Source organism: Brevundimonas sp., assembly GCF_035626535.1.
Classification (GTDB): domain Bacteria; phylum Pseudomonadota; class Alphaproteobacteria; order Caulobacterales; family Caulobacteraceae; genus Brevundimonas.
The window spans coordinates 40,395-55,272 of sequence record NZ_DASPNO010000017.1; the positions used below are offsets into that span (position 1 = coordinate 40,395).

The following is a 14,878-nucleotide window of genomic DNA, read 5'->3' on the forward strand; positions in this document are numbered from 1 at the left end:
GCGCGGATGAGATTCGCTGTCCGGAAACAGATGATTCCGGACGGCGCGACCGCCGTCCTTTCCGGCCCGAAGCGGGCGATGATCCGACCGAATATATGACCGACCAGAACCCGACCGCGCGCCACGAAGACACCGCCGAAGAGGCCGCCTACGGCGCCGATTCCATCAAGGTCCTCAAGGGCCTGGACGCGGTGCGCAAACGGCCCGGCATGTATATCGGCGATACCGACGACGGCTCGGGCCTGCACCACATGGTCTATGAGGTGGTCGACAACGCCATCGACGAGGCGCTGGCGGGTCACGCCGATCTGGTCCAGGTGATCCTCAACGCCGACGGCTCCGTGACCGTCACCGACAATGGCCGCGGCATCCCGACCGACATCCACGAGGGCGAGGGCGTCTCGGCGGCCGAGGTCATCATGACCCAGCTGCACGCCGGCGGTAAGTTCGACCAGAACTCCTACAAGGTCTCCGGCGGCCTGCACGGCGTCGGCGTCTCGGTCGTCAACGCCCTGTCGGACTGGCTGAAGCTGGTCATCTACCGCAACGGCAAGCGCCATGAGATGCGCTTCGAGCGCGGCGACACGGTCGAGAGCCTGCGCGTCACCGGTGACGCCCCGATCCGCACCGACGGCGAGCGGGCCGGGCAGCCGCTGTCGGGCACCGAGGTGACCTTCTTCCCGTCGGTGACCACCTTCTCGCACATCGACTTCGACCTGAAGACGCTGGAGCACCGGCTGCGCGAGCTGGCCTTCCTGAACTCGGGCGTGGTCATCAAGCTGCAGGACCACCGCGGCGCCGAGCCGTTTGAGGAGATCCTGCATTACGAGGGCGGCGTCGAAGCCTTCGTACGCCACCTAGACAAGTCCAAGACGCCGCTGCTCAAGGACGTCATCGTCATCCGCGGCAAGAAGGAAGGGATCGAGATCGATCTCGCCCTGTGGTGGAACGACAGCTACCACGAGACCATGCTGTGCTTCACCAACAACATCCCGCAGCGGGATGGAGGCACCCACCTGTCGGCCTTCCGCGCCAGCCTGACGCGGGTCATGAGCAGCTACATCGACGCCGCCGGCGCGGCGCGCAAGGAGAAGGTCTCGGTCTCCGGCGAAGACGCCCGCGAGGGTCTGACCTGCGTGCTGTCGGTGAAGGTGCCGGATCCGAAATTCAGTTCGCAGACCAAGGACAAGCTGGTTTCGTCCGAGGTCCGGCCGGCTGTCGAGGGTCTGTGCTCCGAGGGCCTGTCGACCTGGTTCGAGGAACACCCGGTCGAGGCCAAACAGGTGGTCGCCAAGATCATCGAGGCCGCCGCCGCCCGCGAGGCCGCCCGCAAGGCCCGCGACCTGACCCGGCGCAAGACGGCGATGGAGATCAGCTCCCTGCCCGGCAAGCTGGCCGACTGTCAGGAACGCGACCCCGCCAAGGCCGAACTGTTCATCGTCGAGGGCGATTCCGCCGGCGGCTCGGCCAAACAGGCCCGCAACCGCGAAAACCAGGCCGTGCTGCCGCTGCGGGGCAAGATCCTCAACGTTGAGCGCGCCCGCTTCGACCGGATGTTGAGTTCCGATCTGATCGGCACCCTGATCCTCGCGCTGGGCACCGGCATCGGCCGCGATGACTTCAACGCCGACAAGCTGCGCTATCACAAGATCATCCTCATGGCCGACGCCGACGTCGACGGCGCCCACATCCGGACCCTGCTGCTGACCTTCTTCTACCGGCAGATGCCCGAGCTGATCGAACGCGGCCACGTCTACATCGCCCAGCCGCCGCTCTACAAAGTCTCCAAGGGCAAGCAGTCGCGATACCTCAAGGACCAGGCGGAGATGGACTCCTACCTGATCGAGGAGGGCTCCTCCGAGGCCGAGCTGGACCTGCCGAACGGCGAGCGCCGCGTCGGTCTGGATCTGCAGGCTCTGGTCCGGGAGGCCAAGGCCTTCAAGGCCGGCGTCGATCGCCTGTCGCAGCGCGCACCCGCCTTCGCGGTCGAGCAGGCGGCGTTGGCCGGCCTGTTCGACGAGAAGGCCGCCGATCCGTCGAAGGCGGCCGCCCGTCTCAACCTCTACGCCGAGGAAGGCGACGGCGACTGGACCGGTTCCCCGGGCGCCCAGGGCGCGGTGGTGTTCGAGCGCGTGCGCCGCGCCGTCACCGAGCGTGTCGTGCTGGAAGAGGCCCTCATCCGGTCGCTGGACGCCCGCCGTCTGGCCGAACGCTCCGCTGCCTTCGAGGGCCTGTTCGACAGGCTGGCCGTCTATCGCCGCAAGGACAAGACCGTGACCATCCGCGGTCCGCTGGACCTGCTCGAAGCGGTCCTAGACGCGGGCAAGAAGGGCATCGCCATCCAGCGCTACAAGGGTCTGGGCGAGATGAATCCCGAGCAGCTGTGGGAAACCACCTTGGACGCCAACGCCCGCACCCTGCTCAAGGTCAGCGTCGAACACCAGGAGGACGCCTCGGACCTGTTCGCCAAGCTGATGGGCGACGTGGTCGAGCCGCGTCGGGAGTTCATCCAGGCCAACGCCTTGGACGCCGCCGTCGACGCCTGACCGCCGCTATGGCCGCCCGGCGTCGATGAAGGCCTGGATCGACGGCCAGTGCGGCGGCACGGCGCGCGCGCCATCGCAGGCGATCTCCTTCAGGTAGTTGGGCATGGTGTCCCGGCGGAGCGGCTCCCATGCGGCGTCGTCCTCCGGATACTGCCCAATCTCGCTTCCGTCGGGCCCGTACTCGACCACGCCGGCGGTGCGCCACTGCCCGGCGTCACAGCGGAACTGGTAGGTCTCGACAGAATGGCTCCGGTCGCCGGATTCGCCGGCGCGGGGCACGGTGGCGACCTTGATGGAGGTGATCCCGTCCACGCTCACGATGCTGTCGGCGTCGGCCATGAAGGCGTTGTTGGTGCTGCGCGAAAACGCCTGCCACGTTTCGGCCGCGGCCGGTCCCCCCAGTGCGAATGCGACGATGGCAATGGATGCGGCGATTTTCATTGTGACCTCCCCAGATCAGCCCCGCCATGATGCCCCGCGCCGGGCGCTTGGCAAGAGCCCCCGCGCCGGTCGCTGCGATGTGATGGGAGAATGGCGCACCCGAGAGGATTCGAACCTCTGACCCCTGCCTTCGGAGGGCAGTACTCTATCCAGCTGAGCTACGGGTGCGTCTGACGGCCAAAGCCGGGACGAAGGGGCTTACAGCAGGTCCGCTCCGCCCTCAATCCCGAATGCGCGCCTGAACCCCGCAGCATTCTGGACGATTTGTAATGGTCCGCCGCGGCGCGTCCTGCTCTAGCCTGCCGCCGCTTCGACGATGGAGGGTTTTCGATGCGTGCGGTTCTTCTCGCCCTGTTGTTGCTGGTCGGCGCCTGCGCGACCCCCATGGCACCGGCCGGTCCGGCGGACCCGTCGGGTGATAGCCTGGACGCCATCGCCCGGGACTACGTCGCCCTGATCCTCGAGATCGGCGAACGCGAGGAAGGCTACGTCGACGCCTACTACGGCCCGCCGGAATGGCTGGCGGCGGCCGAGGCCAATCCGCGCGAGATTCCGCAGCTGATCCAGGGCGCCGCGACCCTCACCGACCGGCTGAACGCGGTATCGACCCGCGGCGCGGAGCCGGCCGTGGCGCAGCGCAGGGCCTATCTGCTCGCCCATGTCTCGGCGGCGGCGGCCCGGCTGCGCATGCTCTCCGGCGAGAAGCTGAGCTTCGCCGACGAGGCCGAGGCGCTGTTCGGGGTCCGCCCCGAGCTGCGGCCCCTGTCCTCCTACGACCCGGTTCTGGCCGAGATCGACGCCCTCCTGCCGGGGCCCGGCTCGCTGGCCGAGCGGGTCACCGAGTTCAAGTCCCACTACGTCATTCCGAAGGACCGGCTGCAGGTGGTCATGGACGCCGCCATCGCCGAATGCCGCCGCCGCACCGCGCAGCACATCACCCTGCCCGCCAACGAGAATTTCACCCTCGCCTTCGTCAGCGACAAGCCGTGGTCGGGGTATAATTATTACCAGGGCAATTCGCACTCGAAGATCGAGATCAACGCCGACTTCCCGATCTACACCGAGCGGGCGATCGATCTGGGCTGCCACGAAGGCTACCCGGGCCACCACGTCTACAATGCGCTGCTGGAGAAGACCTTCGTCACCGACCGCGGCTGGGTCGAGATGAGCGTCTATCCGCTGTTTTCGCCCATGTCGTTCGTGGCCGAGGGCAGCGCCAACTACGGCATCGACCTCGCCTTCCCGGGCGACGAGGGCACGGACTTCGAGCGCGAAGTGCTGTTCCCGCTGGCCGGTCTGGATCCGTCGACGGTGGAAAAGAAGGCGCAGCTGGCCGCGCTGACCCGACAGCTCGCCCGGGCGGAATACACGATCGCCGACGCCTATCTGGCCGGCCGCATCAGCCGTGACACGGCCATCGAGCAGCTGATGAAATACAGCCTCGCCGACCGCGCCAAGGCGACCCAGCGGCTGCGCTTCATCGACACCTACCGCAGCTACATCATCAACTACGGCCTCGGCCGCGATGTGGTGCAGGCCTGGGTCGAACGGCAGGGGCGGGATCGCTGGGAGGCGATGGAGACGCTGCTCTCGAGCCAGATACTGCCCGCCGACATAGACTGAACCCGGAGACTCACTGCGCCAGCATGCCGCCGTCGATCTTGAACTCGGCGCCGGTGACGAATTTCGACTCGTCCGAGGCGAGATAGAGGACGCAGTACGCCACGTCGTCCGGCTCGCCGATACGTTTCAGCGGAATGCCGCGGGCCAGCTTCTCGTGCGCCGTCGCCTCATCGCCGCCGGCCATGGCCACGAACGGATCGAGGATCGGCGTCTTGATGAAGACCGGATGGACCGAATTGCAGCGCACGTTCCAGCCGCCCTTCGCCGCCTCGAGGGCGATGGTCTTGGTGTACATCCAGACGGCGGCCTTAGTGGCGTTGTAGGCCCCCATCCCCGGGGCGGCGGCGAGTCCGGCGACCGAGCTGATGTTGACGATCGAGGCGGCCCCCGAGGCCCGCAGGTGCGGCATGGCGTGCTTGCAGCCGAGCATGATCGACTCGACGTTGACCGCCTGAACGCGGCGCCAGTTCTCCAGCGTGTCCTGCTCGGACCAGACGAAGTCGCAGCCTATGCCGGCGTTGTTGACGAGGATCGACAGCCCGCCCATTGCCGCCGCAGCTTGATCGACCACGGAGGCCCACTGCGCCTCGTCCGTGACGTCATGGGCGAAGGCGAAGGCGGCGCCGGGGTGATCGGCGTTGATCTCCCCGGCCAGCTCCCTCGCGCCTTCGAGGTTCATATCGGTGACCGCGACCCTCGCGCCTTCGCGGGCCAGCATCCGCGCCATGGCCTGGCCCAGTCCGCCGGCGGCGCCGGTGACCAGGGCCGTCTTGCCGGCGACGCGGCCGCTCACGCCTTCGCGCCCATGGCGGCGGCGGTCTCGTCGATGAAGCGGGCCATGTCGAGATCGCGCCGCGTCACTCCGCCGGCGTCGTGCGTGGTCAGCACGACCTCGACTCGGTTGTAGACGTTGAACCACTCCGGATGATGGTCGACCTTGTCGGCCAGCAGGGCCACGCGGGTCATGAAGCCGAACGCGGCGTTGAAATCCGCGAACACCAGCTTGCGCTCGATGGCGGGCCGGTCGCCGGGATGGGCGCGCCATGACGGCAGCGCCTTCAGGACCTCGTCAACATCCAGCCGCTCAGCCATCGTCCCGTCCTTCGTTCCACGATCCCTCCCGAGCCGTATCGCGCGCGCCTCCGGGCCACAAGACGCCGAATTCCGACACAGGAACGCGGTTGAAGCTTGAGCGTTACCGAGCGTCACGCCCGAAATGCTGGAGCCCGGACATGGACAATCTATGGATCGCCGCGCTCGAGCCCGCCGACCGACAGCGGATCGAGCCGCATCTGAACGAGCGTCCCTTCAGCCAGGGACAGGTGCTGTATGACGCCGGGGAGTCTGTCGAAGAGGTCTGGTTTCCAATGAGCGGCGTGGTCTCGCTGATGACGCTTGTCGATGGGGGCCGGATGATCGAGACGGCGGCCATCGGGCGCGAGGGACTGGTTGGGGTCACCTGCGGCCCGCTCAACGCCCGCGCCGCCAGCCGCGCCGTCGCCCAGGTTGACGGGGTCTCCGCCTGCTGCCCCGCCGGGGTCTTCGCCGACGCGCTCAGCGACAGCGAGGGGATGCGGGCCGCGCTGTCGAAATTCACCGAAAGCCTGTTCGCCCAGGTGCAGCAGGCCGCGGCCTGCAACGCGCAGCATCGGCTGGACGAGCGTTTGGCCCGCTGGCTGCTGACCATCCACGACCGCGCCGACGCGGATCGCTTCGCCCTGACCCAGGCCGATATCGCGGGCATGCTGGGTGTGCGCCGGGCCACGGTGTCCGAGGTCGGGTCGGCGCTGGAGGAGAAGGGACTGATCCGGCGCGGCCGTGGCTGGGTCGAGGTGCTGGACCGCAAGGCGCTGGAGAAGGCGTCTTGCGGCTGCTACGCGATGATCCGCGCGGTGATGAAGGACCTCGGCGTGCCGCGACCCAGCTCGCCGATGCACTGAGCCGGTGTCGTGCTGCGGCCATGCGGACGGATGACGGCGTCGCGGGGACGCGCTAGACCGCCGACATGACCGACACGGCCTCCGACGCTTCATCCGGCAAGACTTCTTCGTTCGGGTTCCGCGACGTGGACGCCAGGGAGAAGGTGCGTCTGGTCCGCGGCGTGTTCGACAGCGTGGCCTCGAACTACGACCTGATGAACGATCTGATGAGCGGGGGCGTGCACCGGCTGTGGAAGGACGCGGCGGCGGCGAAGCTGAACCCGCGGCCGGGCGAGACCATCCTCGACGTCGCCGGCGGCACCGGGGACATGGCGCGGCGCTATGCGAAGATGGCGCGGGCGGCGCAGCGGCGGCGCGGCGGGGAGGACGCCTCGGTCGTCGTGCTGGACTACAACGCCGAGATGATCATGGCGGGCGTCCACAAGGGCGGTGAGCCGGAGATGTCGTGGACGGTCGGCGACGCCATGGCCCTCCCGCTGCCGGACGCCTCGGTCGACGCCTATTCGATCAGCTTCGGCATCCGCAACGTGGCCGACATTGCGCAGGCGCTGGGCGAGGCGCGGCGGGTGCTGAAGCCGGGCGGACGGTTCCTGTGCCTGGAGTTCTCGCGCCCGACGGCCTCGGCGATCCGCAAGGCCTACGACGCCTGGTCGTTCCACGCTATCCCGCGCATCGGCGGCTGGGTGGCGGGAGATCGCGACAGCTACCAGTACCTCGTCGAGAGCATCCGCCGCTTCCCGGACCAGTCGGCCTTCAGGGCCATGATCGAGGCCGCGGGCTTCAGCCGGGTGACGGTGACCAACCTGTCCGGCGGCGTGGCGGCGATCCATCATGGGTGGGCGATCTGACGCGCCGGATCGACCCCGCGACCCCGCCGCCGCCGCCCGCCACGGTTCCCGTGCGGCATCCGGGCGAGGCCTTCGTGCGCCTGCTCGGCTGGGGCTGGGTGCTGGTCCGCCACGACGCCCTGCTGCCGCGCGAGGTCACGCCGCTGCTGCCGGTCTGGGTGCGCTGGATCGCCCATCTGCTGCACGCCTTCTCCGGCCGCGAGGGTCGCGAGGGACGGCCGGGCCAGAGGCTGGGCCGGGCGTTCGAGCATCTCGGTCCGGTGGCCATCAAGCTGGGCCAGGTGCTGGCCACCCGGGCGGACATCTTCGGCGTCGAGTTCGCCCGCGACCTCGGGCGGCTGAAGGACGCGCTGGAGCCCTTCCCGGTCGATCAGGCGCGGCGCGAGGTCGAGCGCTCGCTGGGGCGGCCGGTGGAGTCCCTGTTCACCGATTTCGGACCGCCGGTGGCCGCCGCCTCGCTGGCCCAGGCGCATCCGGCCTGGCTGGCCGACGGGCGCAAGGTGGCGGTCAAGGTGCTGCGGCCGGGGGTCGAGCGGCGCGTGGCACAGGGGCTGGACTCGATGCGGCTGGCGGCCCGGCTGGCGGTGCGTTTCGTGGCCCCGGCGCGGCGGCTGGAGCCCTCGGCCTTCGTCGAGACCATCGCCCGCGCGCTGCAGCTCGAACTGGACATGCGGCTGGAGGCGGCGGCGGCCTCCGAGCTCAAGGACATCATGGACCGGGCCCGGGACAGCGGCGCCTGCCACATGACCGCGCCGGCGGTGATCTGGGACGGGGTCGGCAAGCGGGTTCTGACGCTGGAGTGGGCCCCGGGGCTGGCGATGACCGATCCGGCCGCCGTCGAGCAGCCGGGGCTGGACCGCAACGCCCTCGCCGACCACGTGGTGCAGGCCTTCCTGACCCAGGCGCTGGACTACGGGACATTCCACGCCGACCTGCACGAGGGCAATCTGTTCTGCCACGCGCCGGCGGAGCTGACGGCGATCGACTTCGGCATCGTCGGGCGGCTGGGACCGTCGGAGCGGCGCTATCTGGCCGAGATCCTGTGGGGCTTCCTGAGCCGCGACTACGACCGCATAAGCCGGGTCCATTTCGAGGCCGGATACGTGCCGCCGGAGCACTCCGTCGAGGCCTTCGCCCAGGCCCTGCGGGCGGTGGGCGAACCGGTCATCGGCAAGCAGGCGTCGCAGGTGTCGATGGGCCGGCTGCTGGGCCAGCTGTTCGAGATCACCGCCCTGTTCGACATGCATCTGAGGCCCGAGCTGATCCTGCTGCAGAAGACGATGGTCTCGGTCGAGGGCGTGGCACGGCGGCTCAACCCGGACCACGACCTGTGGGCCGCCTCGCATTCGGTGGTCGAGCGCTGGATCCGCCGCGAACTGGGTCCGCAGGCCCAGATCCGCGACGCGCTGGAGGAGCTCAGGGCCACGCTGAGAGCACTGTCGCGGCTGGCCCAGAACCCGCCAGAGCCCCGCACAGTGGTCATCCGCGAGGTGCGTACGCCGGGCTGGATGGTCGCCGGGATGACGCTGGCCCTCGCCGCCGCGGGGGCCGCCCTTGTTCTGTCGCTTTGGCCCGCCATCGTCTGAGTTCCGTCCGGAGACGACCCTCATGAAGCCGCTTCTGCTCGCCGCCGCCCTGCTCCTCCTTCCCGCCGCGGCCCACGCCCAGGTCGCCGCCGGCACGGTGCCCAACACCTTCGACGATCCGGCCGCCCGGGCCCGGGCCGCCGCGCCGGCTCCCGGCCCCGCCGTCCGGACCGCGCCGTCCCAGGCGCCGGTGTCGCCCGAGCGGGCCAACGAGGCGTCGGAAGAGACCCTGCGCACTCTCATCGCCGAACTGCAGGCCGGCGAACCCGACTACAGCCGGATGACCGACGCCATCGCCACCGCGGTGCGCGAGCAGTCGGCGGCGATGCGGCCGGTGATCGACGGCTTCGGCGAGCTGGTCACGCTCGACTTCGTGGGCAGTCAGAACGGCATCGACGTGTTCAACGCCACCTTCGCCAACGCCGCCACCCAGTGGCTGATCGGCATCAATCCCGAAGGCAAGGTCTCCGCCCTGCTGTTCCGCCCGGCGGAGTAGGGACCGGCCCGGTTCTACCCGGGTGAAATCCGAAAAACGCTGTGGCAGAGTCGGCAAGGTCTGCAGAATTCGCTGTGGCGGAGTCGGCAGAGTCTACATCGCCGGCTCGGGGTCATGACGGCGCCTGGGGGCGGCGGGTCGGTGGTTCGATTGTCAAAGACCGGGCCCTGCGAAGGGACCGGAACAGTATGCGCCGGGTCTTTCCTCAGGCGGGAAGATCGACTCGAGAAAAGGTCAGGTCATTGAAAGCGCGAGGGGTTCTCCGCGCTATCGGACTATAATTCCGCAGATTGCCAGCACAGCGTCACGGGTCAGGCGGAGGTGCGGACTCAGGCCGCCGCCTCGCGCGCGTGCCGGCGCGCCAGCCGGGGGCCGACGAGCAGGCCGACGAGGAAGCCGCCGAGGTGCGCCTCCCACGCCAGACCGCCGACGCCGCCGCTGAGCCGGACGAGGACGAACAGGATGAAGAACAGGATCGCGTTCATCTTGAGAAATCCGACGACCTGATCGCGCACGCGCCGCGAGGTCAGGAACGCGACGCCGCCTTCCGGATCGAAGCGGGCGGCCGCGCCCCACAGGCCGCAGATGGCGCCGGAGGCTCCGACCATCGGCACGACGCCGGTGGGATTGACGGCGAGAAATAGCGCCGCGCCCGCCAGGCCGGAGACGACGAACAGCAGCAGCCAGCGCCCCCAGCCGCGCCGGTAGCCGCCGAACCGGCTCAGCACCGGCGGCGTCAGCGCCATCACCCCGCCGACGTTCATCCAGATGTGGGCGAGGCCGCCGTGGACCAGGATGGAGGTCAGCGGCGTGTACCACCGCCCCTCGGCCAGGGCCTCGGCGGACAGGCCCCACGGCTCCGGTCCGCCGACGAACCACTGGCCGACGAAGGCGAGGCCGAGGACGACGGCGGGCCAGATGCCGGTGGCGCCGTCGGGACCGTATTCGTCCTCCCAGTCCGCGGGAGAGAAGATCGAGCCGCGCGCCTCCCGCCCGTCCGTGGCGCGGGTCAGGGCCGAGGGCCGGAAGGGCTCAAGGGGTTCGTCCATCGGGGGAGTGTGGCGGGACCGGAGGCGCGGGGGCAAGGGGCATCGGCCCCGCGACGGATCGGAGAGGCGCCGCCCGTTGAATCTTGCAGCGGAAGCCGGCCTCGCAGACCTTGGCCGGGTGGTGAGGGACGGGAGGACGGCATGGGACGGTATCGGATTGCGACAGCCGCGGCGACGGCGGCCTTGCTGATCGGGAGCGCGGCGGCGGCGCAGCAGGGGCCGGGCGGGGGACCGCCGCAGGGACCGCCTTTGGGGCCGGCCACCCCGATCCAGGACGGCGAACTGTTCGAGGCGTGGAATGCGCGGGTGAGCGCCGGTCCGCCGGTCGGGGCCATGCCCGAGTTTGACGGCTGGAGCATGGGCGTGGCCATGCCGCTGCCCCGCTCCGAACATGCCGTGGCGCTGTTCGACGGGAAGATCTGGGTGCTGGGCGGCTATCCGCCGGGCCGGCTGCCGTCCAGCCTGGTGCAGATCTACGACCCGGCGACCAGCCGCTGGACCCTCGGCCCGCGCCTGCCCGAGCCCCTGCACCACATGATGGTGGCGGCGGTGGACGGGAAGCTCTACGTCATCGGCGGCGAACGCGACGGGGCCAGCACCGGCCGGCCCGAGGTCTATCTGGACACGGTCTGGATGCATGACCCGGCCGTCGGCGGATGGGTCCCGCGCGCGCCGATGCCGACCGCGCGCAGCGGCGGCGGCAAGGCGGTGATCGACGGCAAAATCTATGTGGCCGGCGGCCGCCCGCCCGGGGGCCACGCCTTCGAGGTCTACGATCCGGCGACCGACACCTGGGAAAAGCTCCCGGACCTGCCGACCCAGCGCAACCACCTGGCCATGGTCGCCATCGGCGGCAAGGTCATCGTCGCCGGCGGCCGCTTCGGCCCGGGCGCCGGGGCCGAGCGCACCGACGTGGTCGAGATCTACGACCCCGCCACCCGGACCTGGACGCGCGGCGCGCCGATGCCGGCGCCGCGGGGCGGGATCACCGGCGCGGCCCACGGCGGCTGCATGTTCGTGTTCGGCGGCGAGGGCGAACCGACCCATGTGCTGGGCCTGACGCCGAACACCTACGCCTATCATCCGGGGGAGGACCGCTGGACCCAGCTGCCCGACCTGCCGATCGCGGTGCACGGGCTGAAGGGCGCGGCGGTGATCGACGGGCGGATCTTCCTGCCGGGCGGGGGGATCACGCTGGGGGGGAACAGTGGGACGAACGCGATGCAGGTGTACCGGCCGGAGATGAGTTGTGAGTGAGGAGGGGGTGCCTTCCTTCTCCCCTTGGGAGAAGGTGGCCCGGAGGGCCGGATGAGGGTCGGCTGGTGGAAGCGGCGAAGCCGCCCCCGGACGGCCGACCCTCACCCTTGAGCGCCAGAACGACGGCTGCGCCGCCGTGCGCTCAAGCCCTCTCCCATCGGGAGAGGGGCATGAGGCGGTGGCGTAGCTGTTCTAGTGCTACGGCTCCGCGACTCGGCCTATCGTAGTTTTATGAGCGATGTTGACGATCAACTGGCGGCGCTGTTCTTCCCGTACGCCACGAAGAAGCAGAACGATGTCAGAAACGGGAAGACCCGTTTTGTGCACTACACGACTGCCGAAGCCGCAGTCCGAATAATTCAGAACCGCGAAGTCTGGATGCGACGGACGACCACCATGAACGACTACATGGAGGTGGAGTACGGCTTTGAATGCCTTAACGCAGCCTACAAAGGCGAGGCAGGCGCTAGGATGAAAGCCGCACTAGAGGAGGAATTTCCCGGAACCTGCGAGGAACTTGAGCGGAGATTCAATCTTTGGCTTCCGTCGTTTCGGGGTGAAACCTACGTCACGTGCATTTCAGAACATGACGATAGCGAAGACGGAATTGGTCGGCTTTCGATGTGGCGGGCATACGGAGCAACCGCCGGTGTAGCGATGGTCTTGAACAGTACGGCCTTCGCTACAGCGAGCGATGCCCTTGGAGCCTATACGAGTCCTGTAGCGTACCTCAGCGATGCGCAGTTCTTTCGGGAATTCGGTACCGTCAGCGAAAACATCGCAAGCAGCCGCGAACTATGGCGCGAACTCGGCCAAGAGAGCGTCATTGAGGCGGTTTTTCAGATGATGCGGTTCTCGACCGTTTGCACCAAACACCCTGGGTTTCACGAAGAACGAGAGTGGAGGATCATCCATACGCCGGCGCTGGAAGGGACGGACCGGCTACCATCCAATGTTGAGGTGGTGCGCGGCGTTCCCCAGTGTGTTCACAAAATTCCTCTTAGGAATTACCCAGACGAAGGCTTCGTGGGGGCTGAGGTCGCGGAGCTAATCGAGCGCATAATCATCGGGCCAGCAGTCGACGCGTGGTCGATGCGAGATGCTTTCGTCCGCCTTCTACAGGAGGCTGGCGTCGAGGACGCGCAAAGGCGCGTCTTCATCTCCGACATTCCGTTACGTTGATGGGTGTCTCTCGAGCGAGAATGCTCGTCTTTGCGCGCCCTATCCCAAGTACCCGCAAAGCGGGCCGACTAGAGTCGCGGATTGCCAAGTTTCTGAATGCTGGACCGTCAGCGGAAGTCCTCGACGAACTAACTTTCGGCACTCGGTTCGTTGGCAAGATTGCTGACTACTTGCTTGATCAACGCCGACTGATCGTGGAGCTCAAGACTGTGAAAGGTGATCCTTCAGCTCGGGTATCCGCCTTGGTTCGCGACGCGATGGCGGAAGAGCCGCGGATGTTTGCTGTTGGCCGAGTCGGTATCCAGCCGATGCTTCAAAAGCGAGCGAACGGGGAGGAAGTGAACCGGCAGATGGTCCACATTGGAGGGCGTGCTGTCCGCCAGCAATTGCAACGTGCCGACAAGCAGATCGCCGCAACCCGGCGCGCCTTCGACGTCCAGTCGGCGACCGGCCTTGCCATTTTGGTCCTTGAGCAGGGGCAGAGGATTGAAGCGAGCCTAGTAGCCTATGCTGTTCGTCACGCCCTGATGGGCGCGTCGCCGCTCACGAACATCGACTTCGTTTGGGCGGCGATGGAGAACCATACGATTCACCTGCCGGACGGCGGCCTTGGCTATCCAGAGATGCTCATGTGGCGTGAAGGAGATGCGCCGGAAAGGACAAGAGCTCTGTTGGGTAGCATGCTTGATGCGTGGGCCGCCGCAGAGGGAACCGAGCTGGTTCACATTGACCACACAAGATCATGGGGAACGCTGTCTCCAGTGGGTGATGGATGGCCGCTGGAGCTATCGATTGGGCAATGATTGCGGGCGCTTCGACTCCAGATAGCGAAGCCGGAGCCTATCCCTAATGCACCCGCGCCTTCCCGATCTCCAGTCCGCCCTCGCCCGCTGACACGGCGATCACGCTCCCGTCCTCGATCTCTCCCGCCAGCAGCTTCCGCGCGATCGGGTCGACCAGGTCCTTCTGGATGACGCGCTTGAGCGGACGCGCCCCATACACCGGGTCATAGCCCCTGTCGGCCAGCCAGGCGGCGGCGCTGTCGTCGAGGGCGAGGGTCAGTCTCCGGTCGGCGAGGAGCTTCTCGAACCTCGCCAGCTGGATGCGGACGATGCCGGCCATCTGGCCGCGGCCGAGGCGGCGGAAGAGGATAATCTCGTCGATGCGGTTGAGGAACTCCGGGCGGAAGTGGGCGCGGACGGCGTCCATGACGTAGGGGCGGACGGCCTCGACGTCGTCGCCCTCGCCCTGACCGGCCAGGGCCTCGGAGCCGAGGTTGGAGGTCATGATGATCAGGGTGTTGCGGAAGTCGATGGTGCGGCCCTGGCCGTCGGTGAGGCGGCCGTCGTCGAGCACCTGCAGCAGGGTGTTGAAGACGTCGGGGTGAGCCTTTTCGACCTCGTCGAACAGCACGACCTGATAGGGGCGCCGGCGGACGGCCTCGGTCAGGGCGCCGCCCTCGTCGTAGCCGACGTAGCCGGGGGGCGCGCCGATCAGGCGGGAGACGCTGTGCTTCTCCATATATTCCGACATGTCGACGCGTTGCATCGCATGCTCGTCGTCGAACAAAAACGCCGCCAAGGCTTTGGCCAATTCCGTCTTCCCGACGCCGGTCGGGCCTAGGAACAGGAATGAACCCATGGGGCGGTTGGGATCCTGCAGTCCCGCCCGGGCTCTGCGCACGGCCTCTGACACCGATTGAATGGCCTGGTCCTGGCCGACGACGCGCTGCGCTAAAACGGTTTCAAGCTGCAACAGTTTTTGCCGTTCGCCTTCCATCATTTTTGACACCGGAATGCCCGTCCAGCGCGAGACGATTTCCGCGATATGTTCCGGCGTGACCGTTTCGTTGATGAGCGATGCGTTCGAGCTTGCCGCGTTTTCGGCATCGGAAATTTGTTTTTCCAGCT

At 67.9% G+C, this 14,878-nt stretch carries 14 protein-coding genes and 1 tRNA gene; 9 read left to right on the forward strand and 6 right to left on the reverse strand.

Translation table 11 applies throughout. The features are described from left to right. Nucleotides 1-95 precede the first annotated feature (95 nt). The gene (gyrB, locus tag VEC04_RS02440; RefSeq protein WP_324773506.1) at nucleotides 96-2,546 is read left to right on the forward strand and encodes a DNA topoisomerase (ATP-hydrolyzing) subunit B; all 2,451 of its coding nucleotides are present in this window, start codon (nucleotides 96-98) and stop codon (nucleotides 2,544-2,546) included. A 6-nt stretch (nucleotides 2,547-2,552) separates the two neighbouring features. Here gyrB and VEC04_RS02445 read toward each other — a convergent pair whose 3' ends face one another. Both VEC04_RS02445 and VEC04_RS02450 read right to left on the reverse strand, forming a co-directional pair. After that, the gene (locus VEC04_RS02445) at nucleotides 2,553-2,987 is read right to left on the reverse strand and encodes a surface-adhesin E family protein (RefSeq protein WP_324773508.1); all 435 of its coding nucleotides are present in this window, start codon (nucleotides 2,985-2,987) and stop codon (nucleotides 2,553-2,555) included. 91 nt (nucleotides 2,988-3,078) lie between these two features. Continuing rightward, nucleotides 3,079-3,155 (reverse strand) — tRNA-Arg (locus VEC04_RS02450). 162 nt (nucleotides 3,156-3,317) lie between these two features. On the opposite strand from VEC04_RS02450, the gene VEC04_RS02455 reads away from it, so the two are divergent. After that, nucleotides 3,318-4,610, forward strand: a complete 1,293-nt coding sequence (locus VEC04_RS02455; RefSeq protein WP_324773510.1) for a hypothetical protein — start codon at nucleotides 3,318-3,320, stop codon at nucleotides 4,608-4,610. A 10-nt stretch (nucleotides 4,611-4,620) separates the two neighbouring features. Here the strand turns inward: VEC04_RS02455 and VEC04_RS02460 are convergent, their stop codons facing one another. After that, nucleotides 4,621-5,403 (reverse strand): SDR family oxidoreductase, encoded by a 783-nt coding sequence (locus VEC04_RS02460; protein WP_324773512.1) that lies wholly within the window; start codon nucleotides 5,401-5,403, stop codon nucleotides 4,621-4,623. Continuing rightward, nucleotides 5,400-5,702 (reverse strand): 4a-hydroxytetrahydrobiopterin dehydratase, encoded by a 303-nt coding sequence (locus VEC04_RS02465; protein ID WP_324773514.1) that lies wholly within the window; start codon nucleotides 5,700-5,702, stop codon nucleotides 5,400-5,402. The genes VEC04_RS02460 and VEC04_RS02465 overlap by 4 nt, the downstream gene beginning before the upstream one ends. Before the next feature lie 140 nt (nucleotides 5,703-5,842). Here VEC04_RS02465 and VEC04_RS02470 point away from each other — a divergent pair, with 140 nt between their 5' ends. From VEC04_RS02470 to VEC04_RS02485, 4 genes are all read left to right on the forward strand, one after another. Continuing rightward, entirely contained in the window at nucleotides 5,843-6,550 is a 708-nt protein-coding gene (locus VEC04_RS02470) for a Crp/Fnr family transcriptional regulator (protein WP_324773516.1), read from the forward strand. 65 nt (nucleotides 6,551-6,615) lie between these two features. Continuing rightward, entirely contained in the window at nucleotides 6,616-7,398 is a 783-nt protein-coding gene (locus VEC04_RS02475; RefSeq protein ID WP_324773518.1) for a class I SAM-dependent methyltransferase, read from the forward strand. Continuing rightward, nucleotides 7,386-8,984: a 2-polyprenylphenol 6-hydroxylase gene (gene ubiB, locus VEC04_RS02480; protein WP_324773520.1), complete on the forward strand. Its 1,599-nt coding sequence runs from the start codon at nucleotides 7,386-7,388 to the stop codon at nucleotides 8,982-8,984. Before VEC04_RS02475 ends, ubiB begins: the two co-directional genes overlap by 13 nt. Nucleotides 8,985-9,006: 22 nt before the next feature. Beyond that, nucleotides 9,007-9,480 carry a hypothetical protein gene (locus VEC04_RS02485; protein WP_324773522.1) on the forward strand — a complete coding sequence of 158 codons (474 nt, stop codon included), beginning with the start codon at nucleotides 9,007-9,009 and terminating at the stop codon, nucleotides 9,478-9,480. A gap of 329 nt (nucleotides 9,481-9,809) precedes the next feature. Here the strand turns inward: VEC04_RS02485 and VEC04_RS02490 are convergent, their stop codons facing one another. Further along, complete coding sequence (locus VEC04_RS02490) at nucleotides 9,810-10,529, reverse strand: rhomboid family intramembrane serine protease (RefSeq protein WP_324773523.1); 720 nt, start codon at nucleotides 10,527-10,529, stop codon at nucleotides 9,810-9,812. 141 nt (nucleotides 10,530-10,670) lie between these two features. Between VEC04_RS02490 and VEC04_RS02495 the strand changes: the two genes are divergently transcribed. The 3 genes from VEC04_RS02495 to VEC04_RS02505 all read left to right on the forward strand — a co-directional run bounded on the left by VEC04_RS02495 (nucleotide 10,671) and on the right by VEC04_RS02505 (nucleotide 13,771). Then, complete coding sequence (locus VEC04_RS02495) at nucleotides 10,671-11,786, forward strand: Kelch repeat-containing protein (RefSeq protein WP_324773525.1); 1,116 nt, start codon at nucleotides 10,671-10,673, stop codon at nucleotides 11,784-11,786. A gap of 231 nt (nucleotides 11,787-12,017) precedes the next feature. Beyond that, complete coding sequence (locus tag VEC04_RS02500; RefSeq protein ID WP_324773527.1) at nucleotides 12,018-12,968, forward strand: DUF2971 domain-containing protein; 951 nt, start codon at nucleotides 12,018-12,020, stop codon at nucleotides 12,966-12,968. 20 nt (nucleotides 12,969-12,988) lie between these two features. Next, nucleotides 12,989-13,771, forward strand: a complete 783-nt coding sequence (locus VEC04_RS02505) for a hypothetical protein (RefSeq protein ID WP_324773529.1) — start codon at nucleotides 12,989-12,991, stop codon at nucleotides 13,769-13,771. A gap of 43 nt (nucleotides 13,772-13,814) precedes the next feature. Here the strand turns inward: VEC04_RS02505 and VEC04_RS02510 are convergent. After that, on the reverse strand, nucleotides 13,815-14,878 hold a 1,064-nt coding region (locus VEC04_RS02510; RefSeq protein WP_324773531.1), incomplete at its 5' end, for an AAA family ATPase.

What these genes read in the sequence shown, in the direction of transcription:
- gyrB (WP_324773506.1), top strand. Translation starts at nt 96, where the DNA reads ATGACCGACCAGAACCCGACCGCGCGCCACGAAGACACCGCCGAAGAG.
- VEC04_RS02445 (WP_324773508.1), bottom strand. Translation starts at nt 2,987, where the DNA reads ATGAAAATCGCCGCATCCATTGCCATCGTCGCATTCGCACTGGGGGGA.
- VEC04_RS02455 (WP_324773510.1), top strand. Translation starts at nt 3,318, where the DNA reads ATGCGTGCGGTTCTTCTCGCCCTGTTGTTGCTGGTCGGCGCCTGCGCG.
- VEC04_RS02465 (WP_324773514.1), bottom strand. Translation starts at nt 5,702, where the DNA reads ATGGCTGAGCGGCTGGATGTTGACGAGGTCCTGAAGGCGCTGCCGTCA.
- VEC04_RS02470 (WP_324773516.1), top strand. Translation starts at nt 5,843, where the DNA reads ATGGACAATCTATGGATCGCCGCGCTCGAGCCCGCCGACCGACAGCGG.
- VEC04_RS02475 (WP_324773518.1), top strand. Translation starts at nt 6,616, where the DNA reads ATGACCGACACGGCCTCCGACGCTTCATCCGGCAAGACTTCTTCGTTC.
- VEC04_RS02485 (WP_324773522.1), top strand. Translation starts at nt 9,007, where the DNA reads ATGAAGCCGCTTCTGCTCGCCGCCGCCCTGCTCCTCCTTCCCGCCGCG.
- VEC04_RS02490 (WP_324773523.1), bottom strand. Translation starts at nt 10,529, where the DNA reads ATGGACGAACCCCTTGAGCCCTTCCGGCCCTCGGCCCTGACCCGCGCC.
- VEC04_RS02495 (WP_324773525.1), top strand. Translation starts at nt 10,671, where the DNA reads ATGGGACGGTATCGGATTGCGACAGCCGCGGCGACGGCGGCCTTGCTG.
- VEC04_RS02500 (WP_324773527.1), top strand. Translation starts at nt 12,018, where the DNA reads ATGAGCGATGTTGACGATCAACTGGCGGCGCTGTTCTTCCCGTACGCC.
- VEC04_RS02505 (WP_324773529.1), top strand. Translation starts at nt 12,989, where the DNA reads ATGCTCGTCTTTGCGCGCCCTATCCCAAGTACCCGCAAAGCGGGCCGA.